The following is a 23166-nucleotide window of genomic DNA, read 5'->3' as shown; positions in this document are numbered from 1 at the left end:
CCTGAACGAGGGACGGCCCATGACAGCTGCTACATTCACCTCCATCGCAGTTGTCCCCGGCTCCCGCCCCGCCGCTGAAACCTCCCGTCCCGGGCTGAAGATCGCCCCGGGGGCTCCCCAGCGGGTCCTCCTGGTCGATGACAGCCGCTCCATCCGGACGCTGCTGAAGATCTACCTGATGGCGCGCAGCTTCGAGTACGTGGAGGCCGAGTCCGGCGAGGAGGCCCTGCAGCTGCTGGAGCAGGGCGCGGTGGACTTGGTGCTGACGGACTACCGCATGGATGGGATGAGCGGCGCGGAGCTGGCGGAGGCCATGCGCGCCCACCCCGATACGCGCATCGCGCGCACGCCCATCCTGATGATGACGGGTGATCCGAACGTGTCGGAAGTGCGCGCGCTGGGCCAGCGCGCGGGCATCAACGCCTTCGTGCGCAAGCCGGTGAGCTGCGCGCAGCTGATGACGCTGGTGGACACCATCCTGCCGCGCAACCTGTAGCCGCGGCCGCCCGTCCCCTCAAGGCGCGTCCTCGCCGTCCCCTTCTCCGGAGGCGGCCTTCCCATCGAGCAGCTGGGCCAGTTCCGTCCGGGCCGCCTGGGCCTGCGCGGAGGAGATGCGCTGGAAGGTCTCCATCTGATCGATGATCCAGAAGGCCCGCTTGCGCAGCGCCTTCGAGCCAGAGGACACCGGGCGCTTCCGGGGCGAGGGCAGCATCGCCGCCAGCACGGCGCCCTGGGCCACCGAGAGCCGCGAGGCGGAGATGCCGAAGTGCTCGCGGGCGCCGGCCTCGATGCCGTACACGCCGTTGCCCCACTCCACCACGTTCAGGTACAGCGCCAGGATGCGGTTCTTGGTCAGCGCCTTCTCCAGGCGCCGCGCCAGCACCAGCTCCTTCAGCTTGCGCAGCAGGCTCCGGTCCGTGGACAGCCACAGGTTCTTGGCCAGCTGCTGCGTGAGCGTCGAAGCGCCCCGCCCCAGCTCCCCCTCCGCCCACGCCTCCGTGAGCGCCCGCTTCAGCTCCACGGTGTCCACGCCCTGGTGGACATAGAAGCCCGCGTCCTCCGAGAGCAGCACCGCGTCGATGGCCGGCTTGGACACGCTCGACAGGCTCACCCAGTGCTGGCGCTGCCGTGGCTTGTGCCCAGCCTCGTGCGCCTCGGCCGCCCGCTGCTCCATGAGCGCCGTCGTCTTCGGGTTTTGATCCACCAGGGGCCCGGCCTCGGGCAGCCGCAGGTACTCGAAGGTGGCGAAGGCCACGAGCCCCAGCACCCCCACCGCCAGCACCTTGCCCACGTTCCGGCGCATCGGCCCCCTCACGGATACCGGACGGGCGTGGGCTCGTCGGGCAGGGGGATGAACTCCGTCTCCTGGGGCACCGGGGCGAAGCGGCCTTCGCGCCAGTCCGCCTTGGCCACCTCCAGCCGCTCCTTCGAGCTGGAGACGAAGTTCCAATAGATGTAGCGCGGCCCATCCATGGGCTCGCCCCCGAGCAGGACCATGCGCGCGGCCTGGGGGGCCTTGAGAACAAGCTCCGCGCCGGGCCGGAAGACGAGCAGCTCGCCGGGACCGAACACCATGCCGTCCGCCTCCAGCGTGCCCTCGAAGAGGTAGAGGGCCCGCTCCTCGTGCCCGGCCGGCAGCGGGAGGCGCGCGCCCGCCTGGAGCGCCACGTCCGCGTAGAACATCTCCGAGAACGTCTTCACCGGGGAGCGCTTCCCGTGGAGCGAGCCCGCGATGAGGTGCATCCGCACGCCCTCGCCCTCCAGGAAGGGAATCGTGTGGGCCTCGTGGTGGACGAAGGACGGGGCGGTCTCCTCGTGCTGCTTGGGCAGCGCCACCCAGGCCTGAAGGCCGAACAGCGGCCCTCCCGAGGCCCGGGACTCCGGGCCGGTGCGCTCGGAGTGGGCGATGCCGCGCCCCGCCGTCATCCAGTTCACCTCGCCGGGCCGGATGGACTGCACGGTGCCCAGGCCATCCCGGTGCAGGACTTCCCCCTGCAGCAGGTAGGTGACGGTGGCCAGGCCAATGTGCGGGTGGGGCCGGACATCCAGCCCCTTGCCGCCCTGGAACACCGCGGGCCCCATCTGGTCCAGGAAGATGAAGGGGCCCACCATCCGCCGGTGCATCGAGGGGAGGGCCCGCCGCACGTCGAACCCATCGGAGATCTCCCGCGTCCGGGTGACGATCAGGGTCTCCAGCGCGGGGTGCCGCCGTGTCTCGTCCGCGTCCCAGCTCATGTGTCGCTCCTCGCGGGCCCCGGAAGCGGGCCCTCATGCCGGCATGATGGGGGCAGCCCCCGCCGGGAACCAGCCACCCCAGGTGGGACACATTGTTCCATGGGACATCCCAATGCCACGGGACTCGCCCACCCGGACGGAATCCGCGAGGATGCGCGGACCATGAAGATCTGGGTCGATGCCGATGCCTGTCCAGGACCCGTGCGGGACATCATCGTCCGGGCCGCCCAGCGGCTCCAGGTGCCCACGGTCTTCGTGGCCAACAAGCGCCTGAACCTGCCCCGCTCGGAGTTCGTCTCCTCGGTGCAGGTGGGCGCCGGGCTCGACGTGGCGGATGGCCACATCGCCGCGGCGGCCCAGCCGGGAGACCTCGCCATCACGCAGGACATTCCCCTGGCCGCGCTGCTCGTCCCCAAGGGCGTGGTGGCGATTGATCCGCGCGGCGAGCTCTTCAGCGAGGAGAACATCGCCGAGCGCCTCTCGGTGCGGAACTTCATGCAGGAGCTGCGCGAGAGCGGGGTGATGACGGGCGGCCCGGGAGGCTTCTCCGCCCAGGACCGCCAGCAGTTCGCCGCCGCGCTGGACCGGGAGCTCACCCGGCTGCGCAAGAAGCCCTGAGGCTCACCCCGCCTTGCGCTGGGAGCGGGCCCGCTTGGGCAGGCTCGCCGGGGCCGCCTTGGGCTCCGCCGGGGCTGCGCGGCCGGAATCGCCGCCGAACTGCTGGCCCCAGTCGTGGATGGCCTCCATCACGGCCCGGAACGCGGTGCCCTTGGGGGTGAGCGCGTACTCCACGCGGATGGGCGGCTCCGGGAGCACCCGGCGCGAGATGAACCCCTTGGCCTCCAGCTCCTTCAACCGGGCAGACAACGTCTTGTCGCCCAGCCCCGGCAGCCGGGCCGCCAGCTCGCTGTAGCGCAAGGGCCCATTCTGGAGGCTGACCAGCACGAAGCCCGTCCAGGGCCGCCCCAGGATGTCGAGCGCAGCCTGAATGCTGGGGCACAGAGCGTGGGCAGGGTCCTGCATGGTGCTCCAATCATGGGGCGGAGGCCTGCCCCGCGCCACCCTCTTTCTCCAGGGCCACGGGCTTTCCAAAAGAAAGTTCATTGCCATTCGAAAGCCCACGGTTATAGATGGGCTATCTCAAAAACAGTCGCTTCCCTCAGGGAAGTGCCAGGAGCGGGTCCCGTGAACAACGTGAATACGAAGTGGGTGTCGCTGGTGGGCCGGGTGCTGCTCGGCTCGCTGTTCGTCATCAGTGGGCTGGGCAAGCTGGGCAACTGGGAGCACACGGCGGCGCACATGGCGAGCCAGGGTCTGCCGCTGGCGAACCTGCTGCTTGCGGGGGCGGCGGCGGCGGAGCTGGCCGGGGGGCTGTCCCTGCTGCTGGGGTACCGGACCTCGTGGGGCGCGCTGATGTTGGTGGCCTTCCTGGTCCCCGTCTCCCTCACCCTGCACGCCTTCTGGGCGCAGACCGGCGAGGCCCGCCAGATGCACCTCATCCACTTCATGAAGAACCTGAGCCTTATCGGCGGCCTGCTCGCCCAGGCGATCTCGGGCCCGGGCGCGTTGAGCCTGGATGCGCGGCGCGCAACCCTGCACCCGGGGACAGCTTCGCGCGTGCCCCAGCACGCCTGATCGCTTGCCCCCGGAGCACCCCACGGGCCGCTCCATCCACTGCTGAGCAGAGCCGCCAGGCCTCTGTTCTCCAGGCGAAGGGCCCCCCCCTCCCCGGGTGGCCCCGCCGGGGGGGCAATACCTACATCTGAGAGCGGTTCTTTGGCCGCTTCCCTGCTCGCGGCGTCTGGAGCGTGGCGGCGTGGCGGCGTGGGCTGGGGAGGCGGCATGCAGCGGGTGAGTCGTATCAACGGGCGGCGGGCACTCTGGACGCTGGCGTCCCTTCGCGGCACGGTGGCCTGGACGGCCCTGACGGTGGTGGCCCTCTCGGGCTGCAGCAAGGACGAGAAGGCCGCCAGCGGCGGGCAGGACGGTGGCAGCGGCCAGGGCAAACCTGCCGCCGTGGAGGTGGTGGAGCTGAAGCCCGGCCCCATGCGGGAGACGCAGGACTACCTGGGCACGCTCATCTCCCGCACCAGCGTCACCGTGTACCCCCAGGCGACCGGCTACGTGCAGAGCATCGAGGTGAAACCCGGCCAGAAGGTGGAGGCCGGCCAGGTGCTCATCCAGGTGGATCCCCGCGAGGGGCGGGCGCTGCTCGAGGGCGTCCAGGCCCAGCGCGCCTCGGCCCAGGCCAACCTGGAGCTGGCCCAGCGCAGCCTCAAGCGCAGCGAGCAGCTCGTGCGCGAGGGGCTCATGAGCCGGCAGGAGTATGACCAGGCGGTGGCGCAGTCCCGGGCGGCCGAGGCCAATGCCCGCGCCGTCTCGGCCCAGCTCGCCGCCCAGGCGGTGCAACTGGGCTTCACGAACGTGAAGGCCCCCTTCGCCGGCATCGTCGGCGACATCCCCGTGAAGGTGGGCGACTTCATCTCGCCCCAGACGGCCATCACCCGCGTGGACCAGAGCCAGGCGCTGGAGATCTCCGTGGCGCTGCCCGCCGAGCGCGCCGCGGAGGTGAAGCCGGGCCAGACGGAGGTGGAGGTGCTGGGCGAGAAGAACGAGCCCGTGGCGGCCTCCACCGTCTTCTTCGTCTCGCCCACGCCCGATCCGCAGACGCAGCTGGTGGAAATCAAGGCCACCTTCCAGAACGAGGTGGGCCTGCGCGCGGGCCAGCGCGTCCCCGTCCGGGTGGTGTTCGACGTGCGCGAGGCCCTGCGGCTGCCGACCTACGCGGTGGCCCGGCAGAGCGGCCAGAGCTTCGCCTGGGTCGTGGCCGAGGGCGACGGCGGCGGGCCCGCGGCGCAGCGGCGCCCGGTGACGCTGGGGGACATTTCCGACAACGCCTACGAGGTCCGCGAGGGGCTCAAGGCCGGCGACAAGGTGGTGGTGAGCGGCCTACAGCTGCTCCAGAACGGCCAGCCCATCGAGCCCAAGCCGCACCCGGAGCGCCGGGAGGGCGTGGGCGGCGGCGGTGATGCGGGTGTGGGCGGCGGCATCGGCGCGGGACAGTGAGGGCTCTGCATGTTCACGGACTTCTTCATCCGCAGGCCCGTCTTCGCCACCGTTCTGTCCATCATCATCGTCCTGGTCGGCGCCATCTCCATTCCCTCGCTGCCGGTGGCCCAGTACCCGAACCTGGCCCTGCCGCAGGTGACCGTGCAGGCCACCTACCTGGGCGCCTCCGCCGAGGTGGTGGAGAGCGCGGTGACCACCGTGCTGGAGCGCGAGCTCAACGGCCTGGAGGGCATGCGCTACATCTCCTCCAGCAGCACCAATGACGGCACCAGTCAGATCACCCTCACCTTCGAGCCCAGCCGCGACGTGGACCTGGCGGCGGTGGACGTGCAGAACCGCGTGTCCACGGCCTCCGCGCGCCTGCCGGCCGAGGTGAACGCCGTGGGCCTCACCATCAACAAGGCCCAGACGCAACTCCTGATGACCTTCGGCCTGTTCGATCCCGACCAGCGCTACGACCGCGAGTTCCTGAGCAACTACGCGGACGTCTACATCCGCGACTCGCTGCGGCGGGTGCCCGGCGTGGGCGATGTCCGCATCTTCGGCGAGCGGCGCTTCGCCATGCGGCTGTGGCTGGATCCGTCGAAGCTGGCGGCCCGTGGCCTCACGGCGCAGGACGTGGTGGCGGCGCTGCGCGAGCAGAACTTCCAGGTGGCCGCGGGCCAGGTGGGCCAGCCCCCCTCCCCCGCGGACCAGTCCTACCAGCTCAGCGTCCGGGTCCAGGGGCGGCTGAACGAGCCCGCGGAGTTCGGCAACCTCATCATCCAGCGCGGCGCCAGCGGCGAGCTCGTGCGGTTCAAGGACGTGGGCAGCGCGGAGCTGGGGGCGGAGAACTACGGGCAGCTCCTGCGCTTCAACGGGCAGGACGCGGTGGGCCTGGGCATCTTCCAGCTCCCCGAGGCCAACGCCCTGGATGTGCGCGAGGGCGTGGTGAAGGAGCTGGAGCGGCTCAAGGACCGCTTCCCGCCGGGGATGAAGTACCAGGTGTCCACGGACACGACGCTCGCGGTGGAGGCCTCCATCGAGGAGGTGCTGACCACGCTGGCCGAGGCCATCGCGCTGGTGGTGCTCGTGGTGTTCATCTTCCTGCATGGCTGGCGCAGCGTGCTCATCGTCGCGCTGACGCTGCCGGTGTCCCTGGTGGGCACCTTCGCGTTCGTGTCCCTGTTCGGCTTCTCGCTCAACACGCTCACGCTGTTCGGCCTGACGCTGGCCACGGGCCTCGTGGTGGATGACGCCATCGTCGTCATCGAGAACGTCGAGCGCGTCATGGAGCAGGAGAAGCTGAACGCGCGCGAGGCCACCTCCAAGGGCATGCGGCAGGTGGCCAGCGCCGTGGTGGCCATCGCGCTGGTGCTCTCGGCGGTGTTCGTGCCGGTGGCCTTCTTCCCGGGCACCACGGGCGCCATCTACCGGCAGTTCGCGCTCACGCTCGCCTTCTCCATCGCCCTGTCGGCGCTGTGCGCGCTCACCCTGTCCCCGGCCATGTGCGCCCGGCTGCTGCGCCCGCAGCATGGCTCCAAGTGGCGGGTGTTCCGCTGGGTGGACCAGGGGCTGAACGCCACGCGCCGGGGCTATGACTGGCTGCTGCGCAAGCTGCTCGGCCGGATGCGCTGGGTGGTGGCGGGGGTGTTCGTCCTGCTCGTGGGGCTCACGGTGCTCGTCTACAAGGCCACGCCCACCGGCTTCATCCCCGACGAGGACCAGGGCTACTTCATCGTCTCCGTGCAGGGGCCGGAGGGCACCTCACTGGAGTACACGCGGGACATTCTCCTGAAGACCGAGGAGGTGCTGCGCAAGCAGCCCGAGGTGAACACCCTGTTCACCATCGGCGGCTTCTCGTTCCAGGGCAACGGGCCCAACTACGGAACGCTCTACGTCAGCCTCAAGCCCTGGTCCGAGCGCGAGAAGCAGGAGAGCAGCGTGGCGGGCCTGGTGGAGCGGCTGCGCGGCCCGCTGAGCGCCATCAGCGGCGCGCGCGTGCTGCCCTTCCAGCCCCCGGCCATCCGCGGCGTGGGCAGCGTGGGCGGCTTCCAGTTCATCCTGGAGGACCAGCAGGGCGAGCGCTCCCTGGAGGAGCTGGCCCAGGTTACGAAGCAGTTGTCGGGGGCCGCCAACCAGTCGGAGGCGCTGCGCGGCGTGTTCTCCACGTTCACGGCGGACACCCCGCTCCTGGACGTGAAGGTGGACCGCGAGAAGGCCAAGTCCCTGGGCATCTCGCTGGACAGCCTGTTCTCCACGCTCCAGGTGTACCTGGGCAGCCAGTACGTGAATGACTTCTCCTTCGCCAACCGGGTGTACCGCGTCTATGTGCAGGCGGCGACGCCCTTCCGGGACGAGCCGAAGGACATCGGCTCCTTCTACGTGCGCGCCGGCGACGGGAGCATGGTGCCGCTGGACAGCCTGGTGACCATCAACCCCATCACCAGCGCGCAGACCATCCGCCACTACAACCTGTTCCGGTCCGCTGAAATCAACGGCCAGCAGGCGCCGGGGGTCAGCACGGGCGAGGCCCTGAACGCGATGGAGGAGGTGTCCCAGAAGACGCTGCCGCCCGGCTACACCTACGAGTGGACGGGCATCTCGCTGGAGCAGAAGCAGGCCGGCGGCCAGGTGCTGCTCATCTTCGCCCTGGGCATCGTCTTCGTGTTCCTGGTGCTGGCGGCGCAGTTCGAGAGCTACGCGCTGCCCATGGTGGTCATCCTCTCGGTGCCGGTGGCCATCCTGGGGGCGCTGGGGCTCCAGAACCTGCGCGGGCTGCCCAACGACGTGTTCTGCCAGGTGGGCCTGGTGATGCTGGTGGGCCTCGCGAGCAAGAACGCCATCCTCATCGTGGAGTTCGCCGAGCAGCTGCGCGGCGAGGGCAAGTCCATCGTGGACGCGGCGGTGCAGGCGGCGGAGACGCGGCTGCGCCCCATCCTGATGACCTCCATCGCGTTCCTGCTGGGCGTGCTGCCGCTGGTGCTGGCCTCGGGGGCGGGGGCCGCGGCCCGCAAGTCCCTGGGCACGGCGGTGTTCGGCGGCATGTTCCTGTCCACCTTCATCAACCTCATCTTCATCCCCGTGCTGTACGTGCTGGTGGAAGCGGGGCGCGAGCGGGTCCTGAAGCGCCGCAAGAAGGAGCACCCCGCGGGCCCGGCGCCTACCCCGCAGGAGGCCTGAGCCGGGAACAGCTCCAGGTGAAACAAGGACGAGGCCGCGGGGCACCCGGAGACACCGGATGCGGCCGCGGCCTTGCCCTGTCAGGCACTCACTTCATGTTGTCCTTGAGGCGCTTGCCCTCGGTGATGTGGCCCATCATGATCGAGTCCGTCTTGGCGATGAGGCTGGCGAAGGCGGGATCCGACGCGAACTTCTTCTCCCCCTTGCCCATCATCTTCTGGCCCTTCTCATGGTCATCGATGACGCGCGAGAGGAACTCCTTGTCGAAGTCCATGCCCTCCTTCTGGCCGAGCTTGTCGAGCTCCTTCTGGGCTTCCATGGTCCGCTTGTCCATGTGCTTGCCGGCCTTCTTCATCTCCTCGCCGTAGGCCTTGTCCTCCATGCCGGCCGTGCCCGAGCCGCCCGTGCCCATCATCGGCATGGACAGATCGGCCACCATCATCTCGATGTCCTGACTGCCCGCCCAGGCCATCCAGTCATCGGAGTTTTGCCGGTGGTCTTGCACCAGGTGTTGGGCGAACTCGCGGACCTCCGGGCTTTGAGCGCGTTGCAGCGCCAGCTCGGCCATGGCCACCTGCTTGGCGTTGAAGAGGGCCAGTTGGTCCAGGTAGGCGTCGCTCTTCGCCTCCGCCTTGCCCATGCGCTGCGCTTCCTTCTTGGCCCCGTCGTTCGCGAACGCGGTGGTCCCCAGCGACAGCGCGGCCATCCCCCCCACCACCCACACCTTCCAACCCATTCCCCGTTTGCAGCTCATCGTGACCCCCTCCTGCGAAGAACTGCGTGAATGTGGGGGGAGGCCAGCGCCCGCGACAACACCGCGGGCAGGGCTCGCCCCTCCCCGCGGGGAGGGGCAAGGAGACGTCTTTAGTTCGCGCTCACCACGAGGGACGTGGCCCGGTCGTTCCAGCCGTCGTCCACCAGCGAGGCGTCGTCCGCCGTCTTCGTGAGGGTGGCGCCGGTGAAGTTGTCGTCCGCGTAGAACACCACCTTGTAGCCGCTGGAGACCTTCAGGGACGTGATGTCGTCATTGCGGATGCCCCAGGCGCTCAGGGCCGACAGGGTGTAGCGGCCCACGGGCAAGCTCGTGCCATAGCCGCCGTAGTTCATGTCCTGGAACAGGGTCACCACCGAGGGGCCGGGGTTCGCGTAGGTGAAGGGGAAGCTCCGCTGCGCCTGGACGAACTGGTTCTCCCACTCGACGGGCCAGCCGAAGGCGGAGGTGGCCAGGGTCTTCAGGTTGACGCCCGCGGCGCCGCTCCAGAAGTGGACGAACTCGCCCCAGTTCAAGTCACGCGCGTAGGCGCTGCCGTTCTTCGGCAGGTACTGGGCCAGCAGCACGAAGTAGCGGTTGAGCACCGTGGCGCCGCCGTAGTTCTTGTAGATGGGGTGGAACCAGTCGCGGAACCAGTGCGTGTTGGCGCGGGGGAAGTTGTCCGTCGCGTTCTGCATCAGGTTGAACCACCGGTTGGCATCGGCGGTGCGGCCCAGCGCCAGGTACACGTCGTAGTTGAAGATCTCCGCCCACTTGCTGTCGCCCCAGATGCCGAAGGCGGGCGAGCGCTGGGTGCCCTTCGAGGCGCCCTCCACGATGTGGGCCACCTCGTGGGTGACGAGGTCCAGGTCATTGCCCGCGCCGGAGATCCACGCGTTGGTGGCGTTGGAGCCCACGTCGATGACGTTCCGGGAGTCGTGGCTGGTGTCGAAGTACGTGGAGGGGTGCCCGCCGCTGTACTTGGCCGTATGGAAGATGGCGTAGAGGTGGGGGGAGGCGCCGAAGTGCCCGTAGGTCTTCTTCGTGTAGCGCCACACCGCGCCGACATACGCGTTCGGCCAGGTGATGGACCGGTCCACGTCCTTGTCGAAGTAGATGGCCACGTCATTGTCCTGGAAGACGCGGGTCACCACCTGGTTGTGCTCGAACCAGTGCTCCTGCCAGGTGGCGGGGGGAACTTGCGCCCAGGCCGTGGCGGACGCGAGCAAGGGCACGGCGAAGGCGGCAGCGGGGATGAGGCTTCTCATGGATCAGACTCCGGCGCTTTCTTGAGACGAGACGGGGTGTGGGCTGGACACCCGTCCGCCCACGGGCGACGGCCTAATCTCGATTTAACTTAAATTCAAGAAAGTCAGGCGTGACGCGGTGTGGACCGGACGCGGCGGCGCTTGCGCACGGCCTCCACGGCCCGGATGCCGAGCAGCAGGGCGAGGATTGCTCCGAAGATGAGCGGCTCGGTGAGATCCTTCTTCACCCGCCACACGAAGTGCACCACGCCCAGCACCGCCGCCACGTAGACAAGCCGGTGCAGGCGCTGCCAGGCGGGAAAGCCCAGGCGCCGCACGGAGGCGTTCGTGGACGTCACCGCCAGGGGCACCAGCAGCATCAGCGCGAGGAAGCCCACGGCGATGAAGCCCCGCTCGGTGACGTCCTGGAAGATGCGGCCCAGCGCCAGCCCCTGATCCACCACGGCATACGTGAGGAAGTGCAGCACCGCGTAGGCGAAGGCCATCAGCCCCAGCAGCTTTCGCAGCCGCATGGGCCACGTCCACGCGAAGAGCAGCTTGAGCGGCGTACACGCCAGCGACGCCATCAGGAACACCAGCGTCAGCAGGCCGGTCTGGTTGAGCACCACCTCAATGACGTTGGCGCCCAGCTCACCTTGCAGCCCCTGCACGAGCAGGAGCGCCAGGGGGCTCAACCCTCCCACCAGCACGGCGGGCTTGAGCCAGGGCAATGGAGAAGAGGCCATGGCTCAGTAGTTCTCGCGCAGGTCCAGGCCCGCGTAGAGGGAGGCGACCTGCTCGGCGTAGCCGTTGAACGGCAGCGTGGGCCGGCGGCGGAACTCGCCGATGCGCCGCTCGGTGGCCTGGCTCCAGCGCGGGTGGTCCACCGCGGGATTCACGTTCGCGTAGAAGCCATACTCGTTGGCGGCGGCGAGGTTCCACGTGGTGGGCGGCTGCCGCTCGGTGAGCGTGATGCGGACAATCGACTTGATGCCCTTGAAGCCGTACTTCCAGGGCACCACCAGGCGCAGGGGCGCGCCGTTCTGCGGCGGCAGCTCGCGGCCATAGAGCCCCGTGGCCAGCAGCGTCAGCGGGTGGAGCGCCTCGTCCAGGCGCAGCCCCTCCACATAGGGCCAGTCGAGCACCTGGCGCTTCTGGCCGGGCATCTGCTCCGGGTTCACCAGGGTGGTGAAGGCCACGTACTTCGCGCGGCTGGTGGGCTCCACGCGCTTGAGCACCTCGCCCAGCGGAATGCCCAGCCAGGGGATGACCATGGACCAGGCCTCCACGCAGCGCATCCGGTAGATGCGCTGCTCCGGCGTGAACCACGCCTTGAGCTGCTCGATGTCCACCGTCTGCGGCTTGTGGACCTCGCCGTCCACCACGACGGACCAGGGCCGCGTCTGGAGCGTGTGGGCGTTGCGGGCCGGGTCGCCCTTGTCGAGCCCGAACTCATAGAAGTTGTTGTAGGAGGTGACGTCCTCGTAGGGCGTCTGCTCCTCGGTGGTGTCGTAGGGGCCCGCGGGGTTCCCGGCGGCGCTGGCCTGCGCCGCAGGCGGCTCGGCGGGCCCTGCCTTGCCGGCAGCCTCGGGCGGAGGCGGCTCCGGGGATTTGCCGCGCTTGGGCGCCAGCAGGTAGAGGCCGCCTCCCACGGCCGCGGCCGTCCCGGCGAAGAGGCCCACGTTCTTGATGAACTCACGGCGCCGCCGGTAGAGCGGCTCGGGGGTGACTTCGGACTCGGGGGGCTGGGGAGCCTTCTTGTCGGACATGGGTCTTGAGATTACGCGACAGGCCGCGCATCGGTTACCGAGGCCCGCGCGTCCTTCATGCGCCAGAGGGCCCACCAGGGGGTGGAGGGCGCTTCATGGTGCTCCCAGTGGTAGCCAAAGAAATAGCACGAGAGCATGGCCAGCAGGTGGTTGCGCGGCAGGGTGCGGGCGTGGTGGGGCGCCATCTCCGGCGTCTCCGGGCGGCGGTGGGGCACGTACGTGCCGAAGTAGAAGAGCTGGAGCGTGCCCAGCACGGCGGGCACCACCCAGAACATCCAGATGCGCCATTGGTCCACGCCCAGCCACCAGAGGATGTTGAACTTCACCGCCATCACGGAGAACTGAATCACCGTGACGTAGCGGACCATGAAGGTGCCCAGCCACGGCAGGAAGGACTGGAAGCGGGTGGAGAAGTCCGGATCCCTCTCGCTGGTGGGGTCCGCATGGTGGGCGCGGTGGTTCACCACCAGCCGGTGGTACGAGAGCCCCGCGAAGAGGAAGCACGCCACCGTGCCCACCGCGTTGTTCAGCCACCGGCGGCGGCTCACCGTGCCGTGCATCGCGTCATGGCCGGTGATGAAGAGGCCCGTGCACAGGTAGCCCTGCACCAGGACGTGCAGCCAGGCGAGCGGCGAGGTGGCCGAGAGCCCGTCCGCCGTGAGCATCCAGACGAGGTGGCCACCCCACGCGCCGAGGATGAACAGCGCGATGGGAACCCCCCAGGGGCCATGGTCGACGCGAGCGCTCATGCAGGGGTGGTTCTGGCCATGTCCCCGCCGCCATGCACGGGAAAAGAAGGGCGTGGCGGGCGGGAGAACGGACGGGCAAGCGCCCGTGCTTATTTCTGAACGGCTCCGGCGCCGTACTCCTGGAGGAGCTGGTCGGCGGTGACGAAACGCGGGGCGATGTCCACCGGCACGTTCTGGAGCTTGTCGAGCACGCGCTTCACCTCGGGGCGCACCACGCCCTGCTTGGCCAGCAGCGCCTCGGCCTGGGCCCGGTCGCCGCGGCCCTGAAGCTCCATGAGCTGCTGGGTGAGGCTCTCCACCGAGGCCTGCATCTTCTCGGGCACCACGGAGAACGTCCCGTCCGCGTTCACCTTCACCGCGCCGGTGTCCAGGAAGTGGTTGAGCTGGAGCGCCACGCCCTTGCCGTGCGCCTCGTCGATGCCGAAGCGGATGGAGCGGAACGCGGAGGCCAGGAACGTGGTGTACATGGTGCGCTCCAGGGACTTGTCCAGCACGCCCTTGTTCACCAGCTGCTGCAGCGCCCAGAGCCCCGAGATGTCGGCCTTGGCCTCCTCGGTGGCGCTGGAGGCCACCTGGAGCGCCTGGCGCACCGTGGTCTGCTTGCCGTTCACGGTGATGGTGTGCGGCCCCAGGCCGTGCATCAGCTCGTGCATGAGGATGTGCGTGAAGAAGGCATCGAAGGAGACGTCCTTGCGGTCCTTCGCGGGCAGCGCCACCTGGGCGATGGGCTTGAGCACCTGCTGGAACTTGGCCTCCTGCACGTTCTTGAGCATCACGCGCTTGCTGCCCTTCTCCGCCGTCACCCGCTCGTCGTTGGGCAGGTTGAAGGCGGCCGTCTGCACGCCCCGGTTCGCATCGCCCGAGGAGAAGACGCTGTTGACGACGCTGATGGGGGCCAGGGCGCCGAGCTTCGGGTTGCGCATCTTCGGGTCGATGGGCAGGCGGTCCTCCAGCCACTGGAGCTCGCCGCTGAAGCGCGACAGCTTCTGCGTCTCCGTCTCGTCCTTCAGCGTGATGAAGGCCTCGAAGGCGGCCTTGTAGTTGAACCAGTTGTCCTCGTAGACCTCGTAGGGCCCGATGGTGGGCTCGATGCTGGCATCCAGCTCCATCCACGCCACCTCGCTGGCGTAGTAGTCGTTGGACAGGAACGCGTCCGCGCGCGCCGTGAGGAACGCCTGGAGCGTGGGCTGCTTCGTGAGCGCCGCCGCCTCGCGCAGAAGCTGCGCCGCCTGCGACAGCTCGCCCTGGTACTCCACGCTGTAGGGCACGGTGATGAACTTGCCGTCCGGCGCGCGGCGCAGCGTGGTGTAGAAGCCCGTCGCCTCGCGCTGCTGCGGCTCGGACAGCGTCTTCACCCAGCGCTCCACGTCCTCCTTGGTGGCGCCCGCGGGGTAGAAGTTGCCCTGCGCGGGGGGCTCCGCCGGGATGCCCGGCAGGAAGGGCCGCCCCTCGTCCAGCCGGGACCAGGGCCCCTTGTTGAGCAGGAAGGCTTGCAGCCGCGCACGGCCCAGGGGCGACGTGTCCTTCAGGAGGTCCAGCAACAGGGCCTCGTTGCCCACCCAGGACTGGCGCAGGAACAGCACGTCCATCAGACGGGCGGCCTGGAGGGTCTTCGCCAGGGCCCGCTTCTCGTTCTCCGGGAGCTTCGACAGGTCGGCCTTGAGGTCCACCGGGGCAAAGCGCGCCGTCATCCGCTGGAGCTGGGCGGCGTTGGGCAGCGCCGGGGCGGCGGGTTCCGCGGCCTGGGCGGCCCCCGCAAGGGACACCGCCGTGAGGAGGGACAGGAGGGTGCGTGTCATGGGCGGAGTCATACCCCCCTCCCCCCTGGCGTCAACCGGGGAAAAATTCCCCACCCATTCCGGACTCGACAAGCCGTCTGGGATGGTTATGGGGAACGCGACAGGCAGCCCCCCACCGGGGCGCCCGGAGGCCCCATGTCCGTCGAAACCCCACGGGAAACCCACTCTTTCCAGGCTGAAATCAATCAGCTGCTGCACCTCGTCATCAACTCCCTGTACAGCCACAAGGAGATCTTCCTGCGTGAGCTGGTGTCCAACGCCTCCGACGCGCTGGACAAGCTGCGCTTCCGCTCCATCACCGAGCCGGAGCTGCTGGGAGACCAGGCGGCCCTGGAAATCCACATCCTCCCGGATGCGGAGAAGGGCACGCTCACCATCGAGGACACCGGCGTCGGCATGACGCACGACGAGCTGGTGAAGAACCTGGGCACCATCGCCCACTCGGGCTCGCGCGAGTTCCTGGAGCTGCTCTCCCAGCGCGGCCAGAAGGACGTGAACCTCATCGGCCAGTTCGGCGTGGGCTTCTACAGCGCCTACCTCGTCGCCGACCGGGTGGAGGTGGTCAGCCGCGCGGCCGGCGCCGACAGCCAGGCCTGGCGGTGGACCTCCGAGGCCAAGGGCACCTTCACGGTGGAGCCCGCCACGCGCGCCGCGCGGGGCACCGCCGTCACCCTGCACCTGAAGGAGGACCAGAAGGAGTTCCTGGACGAGTGGCGCCTGCGCCAGCTCATCACCCAGTACTCCGACTATGTCGGCCACCCCATCCAGCTCCAGGTGAAGAAGACCACCGACGTCATCGACGCGCAGACGGGCCAGAAGACGGTCACCACGGCGCTGGAGACCGTCAACAAGGCGAGCGCCCTGTGGCAGCGCCCCAAGTCGGAGCTCACCGACGAGAAGTACCAGGAGTTCTACAAGCAGCTCACCCACGACTTCGAGCCGCCGCTCACGTGGACGCACTTCAAGACGGACGGAAACCAGCAGTTCACCGGCCTGCTCTTCGTGCCCAAGCGCAAGCCGTTCGACATGGACGCCTCCGGCAAGCGCCGCGGCGTGCGCCTGTTCGTCAAGCGCGTGTTCATCATGGACGACTGCGAGGAGATTCTGCCGCCCTGGCTGCGCTTCGTGCGCGGCGTGGTGGACTCGGATGACCTGCCACTCAACGTCTCGCGCGAGCTGCTCCAGGACTCCGCCGTGGTGCGCGCCATCCGCAAGCACGTCGTGAAGAAGACGCTGGACCAGCTGGAGAAGCTCGCCAAGGACAAGCCCGAGGACTACCAGACGTTCTGGAAGAACTTCGGCGTCACCCTCAAGGAGGGGCTCGCCGCCGACAGCGAGCAGCGCGAGAAGCTGGGCTCGCTGGTGCGCTACGAGAGCAGCAACCAGGAGGGACTCACCTCGCTCGCCGACTACGTCTCGCGCATGAAGGAAGGCCAGCAGGCCATCTATTACGCCTACGGTGAGTCGCGCAAAACGCTGGAGGGCTCCCCTCACATGGAGACGCTCACCAAGCGCGGCTACGAGGTGCTCTTCATGACCGACCCGGTGGACGAGTGGGCCGCCCAGGGGCTGAACGAGTTCTCGGGCAAGCCGCTGGTGTCCGCGCTCCAGGCGGACCTGAAGATCCAGGCCACCGAGGAGGAGAAGAAGCAGCAGGAGGAGCACGCCAAGGGCCTGGGGCCCCTCACCGAGCGGATGAAGGAGGTGCTCAAGGAGTCCGTGCGCGAGGTGCGCGTGTCGGACCGGCTCACCGACTCGCCCGTGTGCCTCGTGCTCCCGGAAGGGGGCTCGCCTGCCTTCCTGGAGCGGCTCCTGCGCGAGAACGGCCGCGCCGCCCCGCGCGCCAAGCGCATCCTCGAGGTGAACCCCACGCATCCCGTGGTGGAGCACCTGCGCAAGCTGCAGGAGAAGGATGCGACGTCCGAGCGGCTCACCGAGTGGATTGAGCTGCTGCACGACCAGGCCCTGCTCACCGAGGGCAGCGGGCTGGAGGACCCCAACCGCTTCGCCCGGCGGATGACGGCCCTGCTCACCCAGGTGGCCGCGCAGGCCTGAGGCCCCCTCGCCCTCCTCTAACCGAGGAGGGCGATCATCAGCACCGTCCAGAGGCCGTGGCTCACCAGCGGGGCCACGAGCGTCTGGCGCCACTCCGTCAGCCACCCCCAGACGAGGAACGTCGGGAGCGCCGCCAGGGCCAGCTCCCACGCGCCCACCAGGAGGTAGGACAGGGCCAGCAGCCCCGTGGACAGCCCCACGCGCGCCAGCAGGCCCACCCTCGGCCGCAGCGCCGTCTGCACCACGCCGTGCCAGAACACCTCCTCCGCGGGCACGACGAGCAGCCCCACGCCGAGCAGCGCCGCGGCGCTCACCCCTTTGGCCTGCTGCGTCAGCGTCTCCACCGGCTGGCAGAAGGGCCACGCGGCGCCCTCGCAGAGCCCCCAGGCCACCGCCAGCGACACGCCCACCATCCCTGCCCCCACCGCCGCGCCCAGCAGCACCTCCTTCCCGAAGGAGGCAGGGCGCCGCACGCGCGGAGCCCCCAGGGCCTTCCACGAGAGCCCCAGCCACCCCAGGCAGTAGAGCGGCGCGACGAGGTAGAAGCCCGGGAAGCGAAGCTGGACGAGCACGGCCCAGACGAGCGCCGTCACGCTCGCGGCCACCGTCCATTCCCGGTGCGTAGACGCTTCACCCACACTTCCTCCCCTGTTCTGACCACAGGCGGCCAACCGTCAAGAGTGAAAGCCTTCAACGTCACTTGATTTGCTTCTGTGCCGCAAGGGACACTCGCACCCCCGTGAGCACTCCGCCAGGAGGCGCCCTCCCTGGTTCCCGTGCCACGCGGCCCACGAGTCCTCCCGCCGGAACTTCCGCGCGGGAGCAGCGGAGACAAGCGCCCCATGTTGATCGTGATGCGACCGGATGCGACACCCCAGGACATCGAACAGGTCAATGCGGAGATCCGCCGCCGCGGCTGGCAACCGCATGCCATTCCCGGAGGCACCCGCACCGCCATCGGCATCACCGGCAACCGGGGCGTCGTCGAGCCCGAGCCCTTCCGCGTGCTGCCGGGCGTGGCGGACGCGGTGCTCATCTCCCAGCCCTTCAAGCTCGTCAGCCGCGAGGTAAAGCCGGAGGACAGCAAGTTCCAGGTGGGCTCGCTCACCCTGGGCGGCAAGTCGATCCACGTCATCGCGGGCCCCAGCTCCGTGGAGACGCGCGACCAGATTGTGGGCACCGCGCAAGGGGTGAAGAAGGCGGGCGCCACGCTGCTGCGCGGCGGCGCGTTCAAGCCGCACCTGAGCCCCTATGAGTTCCAGGGGCTGAAGCACGACGGGCTGGCGCTGCTCGCCGAGGCGCGCCGGGAGACGGGCATGCCCATCGTCACCGAGGTGAAGGACACGGCGACGCTGGCCCAGGTGGCCGAGGTGGCCGACGTGCTCCTGCTGGGCTCGCGCAACATGCAGAACTACGCGCTGCTGGAGGCCGTGGGCGAGGTGCGCAAGCCGGTGATTCTCAAGCGCGGCATCAGCGCCACCCTCAAGGAGGTGCTGATGGCGGCCGAGTACATCGTCGCCCGCGGCAACACCCGCGTCATCCTCTGCGAGCGCGGCATCCGCACCTTCGAGACGATGACGCCCAACACGCTCGACCTGAACGCGGTGCCGATGCTCAAGTCCCTGAGCCACCTGCCCGTCTTCGTGGATCCCTCGCACGGCATCGGCATGCGCAAGGCGGTGCCCGCGCTGATGCGCGCCGCGGTGGCGGCCGGCGCCGACGGCCTGCTCGTGCAGGTCCACCCGGACCCGCCGCGGGCCATCTCGGATGGCCACCAAACCCTGGACTTCCCCGAGTTCGAAAAGGCCATGGACGAGGTACGGGCCATTGCCGGAGCCATTGGGCGCGATGTCGCAAGGCTAGGATAGGCCCCCATGACACTCAAAGAGGCGCTGGGCATCGTGTTGGGCCGGCGCGACCTGACCCGGGAGGAGATGACCGCCGTCATGGGCGTCATGCTGGCCGGCGAGGCCACGCCCGCCCAGGTGGGCGCGCTGGCCGCCGCGCTCCGGATGAAGGGCGAGACCGAGGATGAGATTCTCGGGGCCGCCGAGGCCATGCGCGAGCGCGCGGCGAAGCTGCCCGTCAAGGCCGAGGTGGTGCTGGACACGTGCGGCACCGGCGGCGACGGCGCCCACACCTTCAACATCTCCACCGCGGTGGCCTTCGTGGCCGCGGGGGCCGGGGTCACGGTGGCCAAGCACGGCAACCGCGCCATCTCCAGCCGCTGCGGCAGCGCGGACGTGCTGGAGGCCCTGGGGCTGCCCATGAACCGGCCCCATGCGTCCATCACCCGCGATATCGAGGAGCATGGGCTGGGCTTCCTCTTCGCCCCCGCGCACCACAGCACCATGCGGCACGTGGCGCAGGCCCGCCGGGAGATGGGGTTCCACAACCTCTTCAACCTGCTGGGGCCGCTGACGAACCCCGCCGGGGCGCGCTACCAGCTCCTGGGCACCTTCGCCGGCGAGCGCCTGTCGCAGACGGCGCGCGTGCTCAAGCGCCTGGGCAGCCAGCGCGCCTGGGTGGTCCACGGCCAGGACGGGCTGGATGAAATCTCCCCCTGCTGCCCTTCCGATGTCGCGGACCTCCGCGAGGACGGCACGGTGCGCATCTTCACCATCGTCCCCGAGGACGTGGGGCTGGAGCGGGTGCCGCCCTCGGCCATCGCCGGCGGGGACGCGCCGGAGAACGCGCGCATGCTCCGGGCGCTGCTGGACGGAGAGCGCTCCGGGGTGCGCACCGCCGTGCTGCTCAACGCCGGGGCCGCGCTCGTTGTCGTGGGAAAAGCAGCCGATCTGCGCGAGGGCGTCCAGCGGGCCGCGGAGTCCATCGACTCCGGGGCCGCGGCGCGCAAGCTCGCGGCACTCATTCAGGGAGCCGTCTCGGAGAAACAGGAATGAATCTGCTCGCGGACATCTTCGCACGCAAGCGCCGGGAGCTCGCCGCGCGCGCCCCCCTGGGCGCCCGGGTACGCCCTCCGGGCCGGGACTTCACGGCGGCCCTGCTCCAGCGCCGCCCGGAGGCGGTCATCAACGTCATCGCCGAGGTGAAGCGGCGCAGCCCCTCGGGCGGCCCCTTCCCCCATCAGGATCTCGTCCAGGTGGCCCGGGGGTACGAGGCCGGGGGCGCCAGCGCCATCAGCGTGCTCACCGATGACGTGGACTTCGGCGGCAGCGTGGAGGACCTGTTGCAGGTGCGCGCCGCCATCCGCCTGCCCGTGCTGCGCAAGGACTTCCTCGTGGCCTCGCAGGAGGTGGAGGAGAGCGCGGCGATGGGCGCCGACGCGGTGCTGCTCATCGCGGACGCGCTGGAGGACGGGCTCCTCCGGGAGATGCTCTCCACGGCGAAGGCGTGCCGGATCGCGGCCCTGGTGGAGGCGCACACGGCGGCGCACGCCGAGCGGGCGCTGGCGGCGGGCGCGGAGCTGGTGGGCATCAACAACCGGGACCTGTCCACGCTGCGCACGGACACGGCCACGGCGCTCCGGGTGATGCCCCGGCTGCGCTCGCGCTCCCGGGCGCTGGTGGCCGAGAGCGGGCTGAAGACGGCGGCGGACTTCGCGGCGGCGCAGGCGGCCGGCGCGGACGCGGTGCTCGTGGGCGAGTCACTCCTGCGGAACGCGGACCCGGGCCAGGCCCTGGCGCGGCTGCTGGCCGCCGGGGACGGCACGCGGTGAGCGTCCGGGTGAAGATCTGCGGGGTGACGCGGCCCGAGGATGCCCGTGCGGCGTGGGATGCGGGTACGGACGCGCTGGGGCTGAACTTCTACCCCCGCTCGCCCCGCTACGTGGAGCCCGCCACGGCGGCGGCCCTGGCGAAGACCCGGCCCGCGCTGGGCGCGGTGGTGGGCGTCTTCGTCAACGAGACGCCGGTCACCATCCTCGCGCGGGTGCGCGAGTGCGGCCTCACCGCGGTGCAGCTCCACGGGGATGAGCCTCCCGAGGCCTGCACCGGCTACGGGGTGCCCATCATCAAGGCCCTGCGGGTGCGCGGCGAAGAGGACGTGGAGCGGGCACGGACGTACGTGGGCGTGGGGGATGTGGCGGCGCTGCTCCTGGACGGCGCGGCGCCCGGCTACGGGGGCGGCGGCGTGACGTTCGACTGGAGCCTGGTGGCGCGGTTGACGGATGCGGGCGTGCCCGTGCTGGTGGCGGGCGGGCTGACGCCGGCCAATGTGGCCGAGGCGGTCCGCGCCACGCGCCCCTACGGGGTGGACGTGGCGAGTGGGGTGGAGTCCCGCCCGGGTATCAAGGATGTGGACGCGGTGCGGACGTTCATTCGCGCTGCCAAGGCACTGTGAGCTTCAGGGAGTAACACCATGAGCATCGAGACTTCCGCAACCGTTGGCCGCTTTGGTCCCTTCGGAGGCCGCTATGTGCCGGAGACGCTCGTCCCGGCCCTGCTGGAGCTGGAGGCCGCCTACGCCGCGGCCCAGGCCGACCCGTCCTTTGGCAAGCAGGTGGCCCAGGTCCTCAAGGAGTTCGTGGGCCGGGAGACGCCGCTGACGCCTGCGTACCGGCTCACCGAGGCCTGGGGCGGCGCCCAGGTGTGGCTCAAGCGCGAGGACCTGGCGCACACGGGCGCGCACAAAATCAACAACACCATCGGCCAGGTGCTGCTGGCGCGGCGCATGGGCAAGAAGCGCATCATCGCGGAGACGGGCGCAGGCCAGCACGGCGTGGCCACGGCGACGGCGTGCGCGCTCTTCGGCCTGCCGTGCGAGGTGTACATGGGCGCGCTGGACGTGGAGCGCCAGGCGCTCAACGTCTTCCGCATGCGCGCGCTGGGCGCCACGGTGCGCCCGGTGGAGCTGGGCTCGAAGACGCTGAAGGACGCGATGAACGAGGCGATGCGCACCTGGGTCTCCCAGGTGCAGGACACGCACTACGTCATCGGCAGCGCGGCGGGGCCGCACCCCTACCCCACCATCGTCCGGGACTTCCAATCCATCATCGGCCACGAGGTGCGCAAGCAGTCCCACGCGCTCTTCGGCCAACTGCCGGATGCCATCATCGCGTGCGTGGGTGGCGGCTCGAACGCCATCGGCGTGCTCCAGCCGTTCGTCGGGGACAAGCAGGTGCGGCTGGTGGGCGTCGAGGCGGGCGGCCATGGCCTGAACACCAAGCAGCACGGCGCGTCGCTGACGCTGGGCACCGAGGGCGTGCTCCACGGCTCGCGGTCGCTGGTGCTGCAGGACGAGAACGGACAGATTCAGGAGGCCCACTCCATCTCCGCCGGTCTGGACTACCCGGGCGTGGGCCCGGAGCTGGCCTACCTGGTGAAGACGGGGCGCATGGAGATCCGCACGGCGACGGACGACGAGGCGCTGCAGGCCTTCTACGAGGTGTCGCGCTCCGAGGGCATCCTGCCGGCGCTGGAGACCTCGCACGCGTTCGCGCGGGGCGCGGAGCTGGCGCGGGAGCTGGGCAAGGGCAAGCACCTGGTCATCAACTGCTCGGGCCGCGGCGACAAGGACGTGGCCACCATCGCGGCCCGGGGCATCCCCGCGGCCATCACGGGGAACAAGTCATGAGTGGAGAGATCGCGGCGGCCTTCGCGAGGGCGAAGGCACGGGGCGAAGGCGCACTGGTGGCGTACGCCATGGCGGGAGATCCGGACCTGGCCCGCTCGGTGGACGTCTTCGCGGCGATGGTGGAAGGCGGCGCGGACATCTTGGAGCTTGGCGTGGCGTTCAGCGATCCCATCGCGGACGGGCCTGTCATCCAGGCGGCCTCGGATCGGGCGCTGAAGGCGGGAGCCTCGCTGAAGCGCGTGCTGAACGAGGTGGTGCCCGAAGTGCGCAGGCGCTGCCCCGAGACACCGCTCGTGGTGATGACGTACATCAACGTGGTGATGGCGATGGGCGAGGAGACGTACGCGAAGCTGGCCCGTGAGAAGGGTATCTCCGGGACCATCCTCCCGGACTTGCCTCCCGAGGAGAGCAAGGGGATTCGCGCGGCCTTCGACGCGGCGGGCATGGACCTCATCCCCCTGTGCGCGCCGACCACCCCTCCGGCGCGGGCCGAGGCGATCGCCCGGGATGCCCGGGGCTTCGTCTACTGCGTGTCCGTGGCGGGCGTGACGGGCATGCGCGCCGAGCTGCCCGCGGACCTCTCCTCGCGGCTCGAGTTGGTGAAACGGGCCTCGCCAGTGCCCATCACGGCAGGGTTCGGCATCTCCACCGCCGAGCAGGCGCGCGCGATTGGCGCGCACGCGGATGGCGTGGTGGTGGGCAGCGCCCTCGTGCGCGCGGCGCACGCGGACGGCCCTGCGGCAGCGCGCCAGCTCTGCGCGGAGATCAAGCGCGGACTGAAGCGGTAACGGGCTT

At 69.8% G+C, this 23166-nt stretch carries 20 protein-coding genes and 2 pseudogenes; 12 read left to right on the top strand and 10 right to left on the bottom strand.

Annotated features, from left to right (window positions below; translation table 11 throughout):
* Positions 1–19: 19 nt before the first annotated feature.
* Positions 20–496 (top strand): response regulator, encoded by a 477-nt coding sequence (locus KY661_RS04220; protein WP_225408950.1) that lies wholly within the window; start codon positions 20–22, stop codon positions 494–496.
* A gap of 18 nt (positions 497–514) precedes the next feature.
* Here KY661_RS04220 and KY661_RS04215 read toward each other — a convergent pair whose 3' ends face one another.
* Positions 515–1303, bottom strand: a complete 789-nt coding sequence (locus KY661_RS04215; protein ID WP_225408949.1) for a biosynthetic peptidoglycan transglycosylase — start codon at positions 1301–1303, stop codon at positions 515–517.
* Between the two features lie 8 nt (positions 1304–1311).
* Complete coding sequence (locus KY661_RS04210) at positions 1312–2235, bottom strand: pirin family protein (RefSeq protein WP_075007444.1); 924 nt, start codon at positions 2233–2235, stop codon at positions 1312–1314.
* Between the two features lie 162 nt (positions 2236–2397).
* On the opposite strand from KY661_RS04210, the gene KY661_RS04205 reads away from it, so the two are divergent.
* Positions 2398–2853, top strand: coding sequence for a YaiI/YqxD family protein (locus KY661_RS04205; protein ID WP_075007678.1), 456 nt, complete (start codon positions 2398–2400; stop codon positions 2851–2853).
* A gap of 3 nt (positions 2854–2856) precedes the next feature.
* On the opposite strand, the gene KY661_RS04200 is transcribed toward KY661_RS04205, so the two are convergent.
* The gene (locus KY661_RS04200; protein ID WP_225408948.1) at positions 2857–3258 is read right to left on the bottom strand and encodes a winged helix-turn-helix transcriptional regulator; all 402 of its coding nucleotides are present in this window, start codon (positions 3256–3258) and stop codon (positions 2857–2859) included.
* A 162-nt stretch (positions 3259–3420) separates the two neighbouring features.
* Between KY661_RS04200 and KY661_RS04195 the strand changes: the two genes are divergently transcribed.
* The 3 genes from KY661_RS04195 (at position 3421) to KY661_RS04185 (ending at position 8466) form a co-directional block, all read left to right on the top strand.
* Positions 3421–3870, top strand: a complete 450-nt coding sequence (locus KY661_RS04195; protein ID WP_225408947.1) for a DoxX family protein — start codon at positions 3421–3423, stop codon at positions 3868–3870.
* Between the two features lie 207 nt (positions 3871–4077).
* A complete protein-coding gene (locus KY661_RS04190) occupies positions 4078–5301 on the top strand; it encodes an efflux RND transporter periplasmic adaptor subunit (protein ID WP_225408946.1) in 1224 nt (407 codons plus the stop codon).
* 9 nt (positions 5302–5310) lie between these two features.
* Positions 5311–8466 (top strand): efflux RND transporter permease subunit, encoded by a 3156-nt coding sequence (locus tag KY661_RS04185; RefSeq protein ID WP_225408945.1) that lies wholly within the window; start codon positions 5311–5313, stop codon positions 8464–8466.
* Between the two features lie 88 nt (positions 8467–8554).
* Here KY661_RS04185 and KY661_RS04180 read toward each other — a convergent pair whose 3' ends face one another.
* The 6 genes from KY661_RS04180 to KY661_RS04155 all read right to left on the bottom strand — a co-directional run bounded on the left by KY661_RS04180 (position 8555) and on the right by KY661_RS04155 (position 14781).
* Positions 8555–9220, bottom strand: a complete 666-nt coding sequence (locus KY661_RS04180; RefSeq protein WP_225408944.1) for a DUF4142 domain-containing protein — start codon at positions 9218–9220, stop codon at positions 8555–8557.
* Between the two features lie 110 nt (positions 9221–9330).
* The gene (locus tag KY661_RS04175; protein WP_225408943.1) at positions 9331–10485 is read right to left on the bottom strand and encodes a hypothetical protein; all 1155 of its coding nucleotides are present in this window, start codon (positions 10483–10485) and stop codon (positions 9331–9333) included.
* A gap of 104 nt (positions 10486–10589) precedes the next feature.
* The gene (locus KY661_RS04170; RefSeq protein ID WP_225408942.1) at positions 10590–11210 is read right to left on the bottom strand and encodes a protein-methionine-sulfoxide reductase heme-binding subunit MsrQ; all 621 of its coding nucleotides are present in this window, start codon (positions 11208–11210) and stop codon (positions 10590–10592) included.
* A 3-nt stretch (positions 11211–11213) separates the two neighbouring features.
* Complete coding sequence (msrP, locus tag KY661_RS04165; protein WP_225408941.1) at positions 11214–12233, bottom strand: protein-methionine-sulfoxide reductase catalytic subunit MsrP; 1020 nt, start codon at positions 12231–12233, stop codon at positions 11214–11216.
* An 11-nt stretch (positions 12234–12244) separates the two neighbouring features.
* Complete coding sequence (locus KY661_RS04160) at positions 12245–12982, bottom strand: fatty acid desaturase (RefSeq protein WP_225408940.1); 738 nt, start codon at positions 12980–12982, stop codon at positions 12245–12247.
* Between the two features lie 89 nt (positions 12983–13071).
* Positions 13072–14781, bottom strand: coding sequence for a dipeptidyl-peptidase 3 family protein (locus KY661_RS04155; RefSeq protein WP_225408939.1), 1710 nt, complete (start codon positions 14779–14781; stop codon positions 13072–13074).
* A gap of 135 nt (positions 14782–14916) precedes the next feature.
* Between KY661_RS04155 and htpG the strand changes: the two are divergent.
* Positions 14917–16879, top strand: a pseudogene (gene htpG / locus KY661_RS04150) (molecular chaperone HtpG); the annotation flags it as partial.
* A gap of 58 nt (positions 16880–16937) precedes the next feature.
* Here htpG and KY661_RS37685 read toward each other — a convergent pair.
* Positions 16938–17249 (bottom strand): annotated as a pseudogene (locus tag KY661_RS37685) (CPBP family intramembrane glutamic endopeptidase); the annotation flags it as partial.
* Between the two features lie 429 nt (positions 17250–17678).
* Here KY661_RS37685 and aroF point away from each other — a divergent pair.
* From aroF to trpA, 6 genes are read left to right on the top strand one after another with little or no spacing between them, the layout of a single operon-like run.
* On the top strand, positions 17679–18704 hold the full coding sequence (gene aroF / locus KY661_RS04140) for a 3-deoxy-7-phosphoheptulonate synthase (RefSeq protein ID WP_225408936.1): 1026 nt from the start codon (positions 17679–17681) through the stop codon (positions 18702–18704).
* A 6-nt stretch (positions 18705–18710) separates the two neighbouring features.
* On the top strand, positions 18711–19739 hold the full coding sequence (trpD, locus tag KY661_RS04135; RefSeq protein WP_225408935.1) for an anthranilate phosphoribosyltransferase: 1029 nt from the start codon (positions 18711–18713) through the stop codon (positions 19737–19739).
* Entirely contained in the window at positions 19736–20515 is a 780-nt protein-coding gene (locus tag KY661_RS04130) for an indole-3-glycerol phosphate synthase TrpC (RefSeq protein WP_225408934.1), read from the top strand. The genes trpD and KY661_RS04130 overlap by 4 nt, the downstream gene beginning before the upstream one ends.
* On the top strand, positions 20512–21138 hold the full coding sequence (locus KY661_RS04125; RefSeq protein ID WP_075007424.1) for a phosphoribosylanthranilate isomerase: 627 nt from the start codon (positions 20512–20514) through the stop codon (positions 21136–21138). Before KY661_RS04130 ends, KY661_RS04125 begins: the two co-directional genes overlap by 4 nt.
* 18 nt (positions 21139–21156) lie before the next feature.
* Complete coding sequence (gene trpB, locus KY661_RS04120; protein ID WP_075007423.1) at positions 21157–22371, top strand: tryptophan synthase subunit beta; 1215 nt, start codon at positions 21157–21159, stop codon at positions 22369–22371.
* Positions 22368–23159 (top strand): tryptophan synthase subunit alpha, encoded by a 792-nt coding sequence (trpA, locus tag KY661_RS04115; protein WP_225408933.1) that lies wholly within the window; start codon positions 22368–22370, stop codon positions 23157–23159. Before trpB ends, trpA begins: the two co-directional genes overlap by 4 nt.
* The last annotated feature ends 7 nt before the right edge of the window (positions 23160–23166 follow it).

It is taken from the genome of Allostigmatella hybrida, from assembly GCF_020103775.1.
Lineage (GTDB): Bacteria > Myxococcota > Myxococcia > Myxococcales > Myxococcaceae > Hyalangium > Hyalangium aurantiaca.
The sequence above is the reverse complement of the archived record's forward strand: the minus strand, read 5'-3'. Positions and strand labels throughout refer to the sequence as shown.

What these genes read in the sequence shown, in the direction of transcription:
- KY661_RS04220 (WP_225408950.1), top strand. Translation starts at nt 20, where the DNA reads ATGACAGCTGCTACATTCACCTCCATCGCAGTTGTCCCCGGCTCCCGC.
- KY661_RS04215 (WP_225408949.1), bottom strand. Translation starts at nt 1,303, where the DNA reads ATGCGCCGGAACGTGGGCAAGGTGCTGGCGGTGGGGGTGCTGGGGCTC.
- KY661_RS04210 (WP_075007444.1), bottom strand. Translation starts at nt 2,235, where the DNA reads ATGAGCTGGGACGCGGACGAGACACGGCGGCACCCCGCGCTGGAGACC.
- KY661_RS04205 (WP_075007678.1), top strand. Translation starts at nt 2,398, where the DNA reads ATGAAGATCTGGGTCGATGCCGATGCCTGTCCAGGACCCGTGCGGGAC.
- KY661_RS04200 (WP_225408948.1), bottom strand. Translation starts at nt 3,258, where the DNA reads ATGCAGGACCCTGCCCACGCTCTGTGCCCCAGCATTCAGGCTGCGCTC.
- KY661_RS04190 (WP_225408946.1), top strand. Translation starts at nt 4,078, where the DNA reads ATGCAGCGGGTGAGTCGTATCAACGGGCGGCGGGCACTCTGGACGCTG.
- KY661_RS04185 (WP_225408945.1), top strand. Translation starts at nt 5,311, where the DNA reads ATGTTCACGGACTTCTTCATCCGCAGGCCCGTCTTCGCCACCGTTCTG.
- KY661_RS04180 (WP_225408944.1), bottom strand. Translation starts at nt 9,220, where the DNA reads ATGAGCTGCAAACGGGGAATGGGTTGGAAGGTGTGGGTGGTGGGGGGG.
- KY661_RS04175 (WP_225408943.1), bottom strand. Translation starts at nt 10,485, where the DNA reads ATGAGAAGCCTCATCCCCGCTGCCGCCTTCGCCGTGCCCTTGCTCGCG.
- KY661_RS04170 (WP_225408942.1), bottom strand. Translation starts at nt 11,210, where the DNA reads ATGGCCTCTTCTCCATTGCCCTGGCTCAAGCCCGCCGTGCTGGTGGGA.
- msrP (WP_225408941.1), bottom strand. Translation starts at nt 12,233, where the DNA reads ATGTCCGACAAGAAGGCTCCCCAGCCCCCCGAGTCCGAAGTCACCCCC.
- KY661_RS04160 (WP_225408940.1), bottom strand. Translation starts at nt 12,982, where the DNA reads ATGAGCGCTCGCGTCGACCATGGCCCCTGGGGGGTTCCCATCGCGCTG.
- KY661_RS04155 (WP_225408939.1), bottom strand. Translation starts at nt 14,781, where the DNA reads ATGACACGCACCCTCCTGTCCCTCCTCACGGCGGTGTCCCTTGCGGGG.
- aroF (WP_225408936.1), top strand. Translation starts at nt 17,679, where the DNA reads ATGTTGATCGTGATGCGACCGGATGCGACACCCCAGGACATCGAACAG.
- trpD (WP_225408935.1), top strand. Translation starts at nt 18,711, where the DNA reads ATGACACTCAAAGAGGCGCTGGGCATCGTGTTGGGCCGGCGCGACCTG.
- KY661_RS04130 (WP_225408934.1), top strand. Translation starts at nt 19,736, where the DNA reads ATGAATCTGCTCGCGGACATCTTCGCACGCAAGCGCCGGGAGCTCGCC.
- trpB (WP_075007423.1), top strand. Translation starts at nt 21,157, where the DNA reads ATGAGCATCGAGACTTCCGCAACCGTTGGCCGCTTTGGTCCCTTCGGA.
- trpA (WP_225408933.1), top strand. Translation starts at nt 22,368, where the DNA reads ATGAGTGGAGAGATCGCGGCGGCCTTCGCGAGGGCGAAGGCACGGGGC.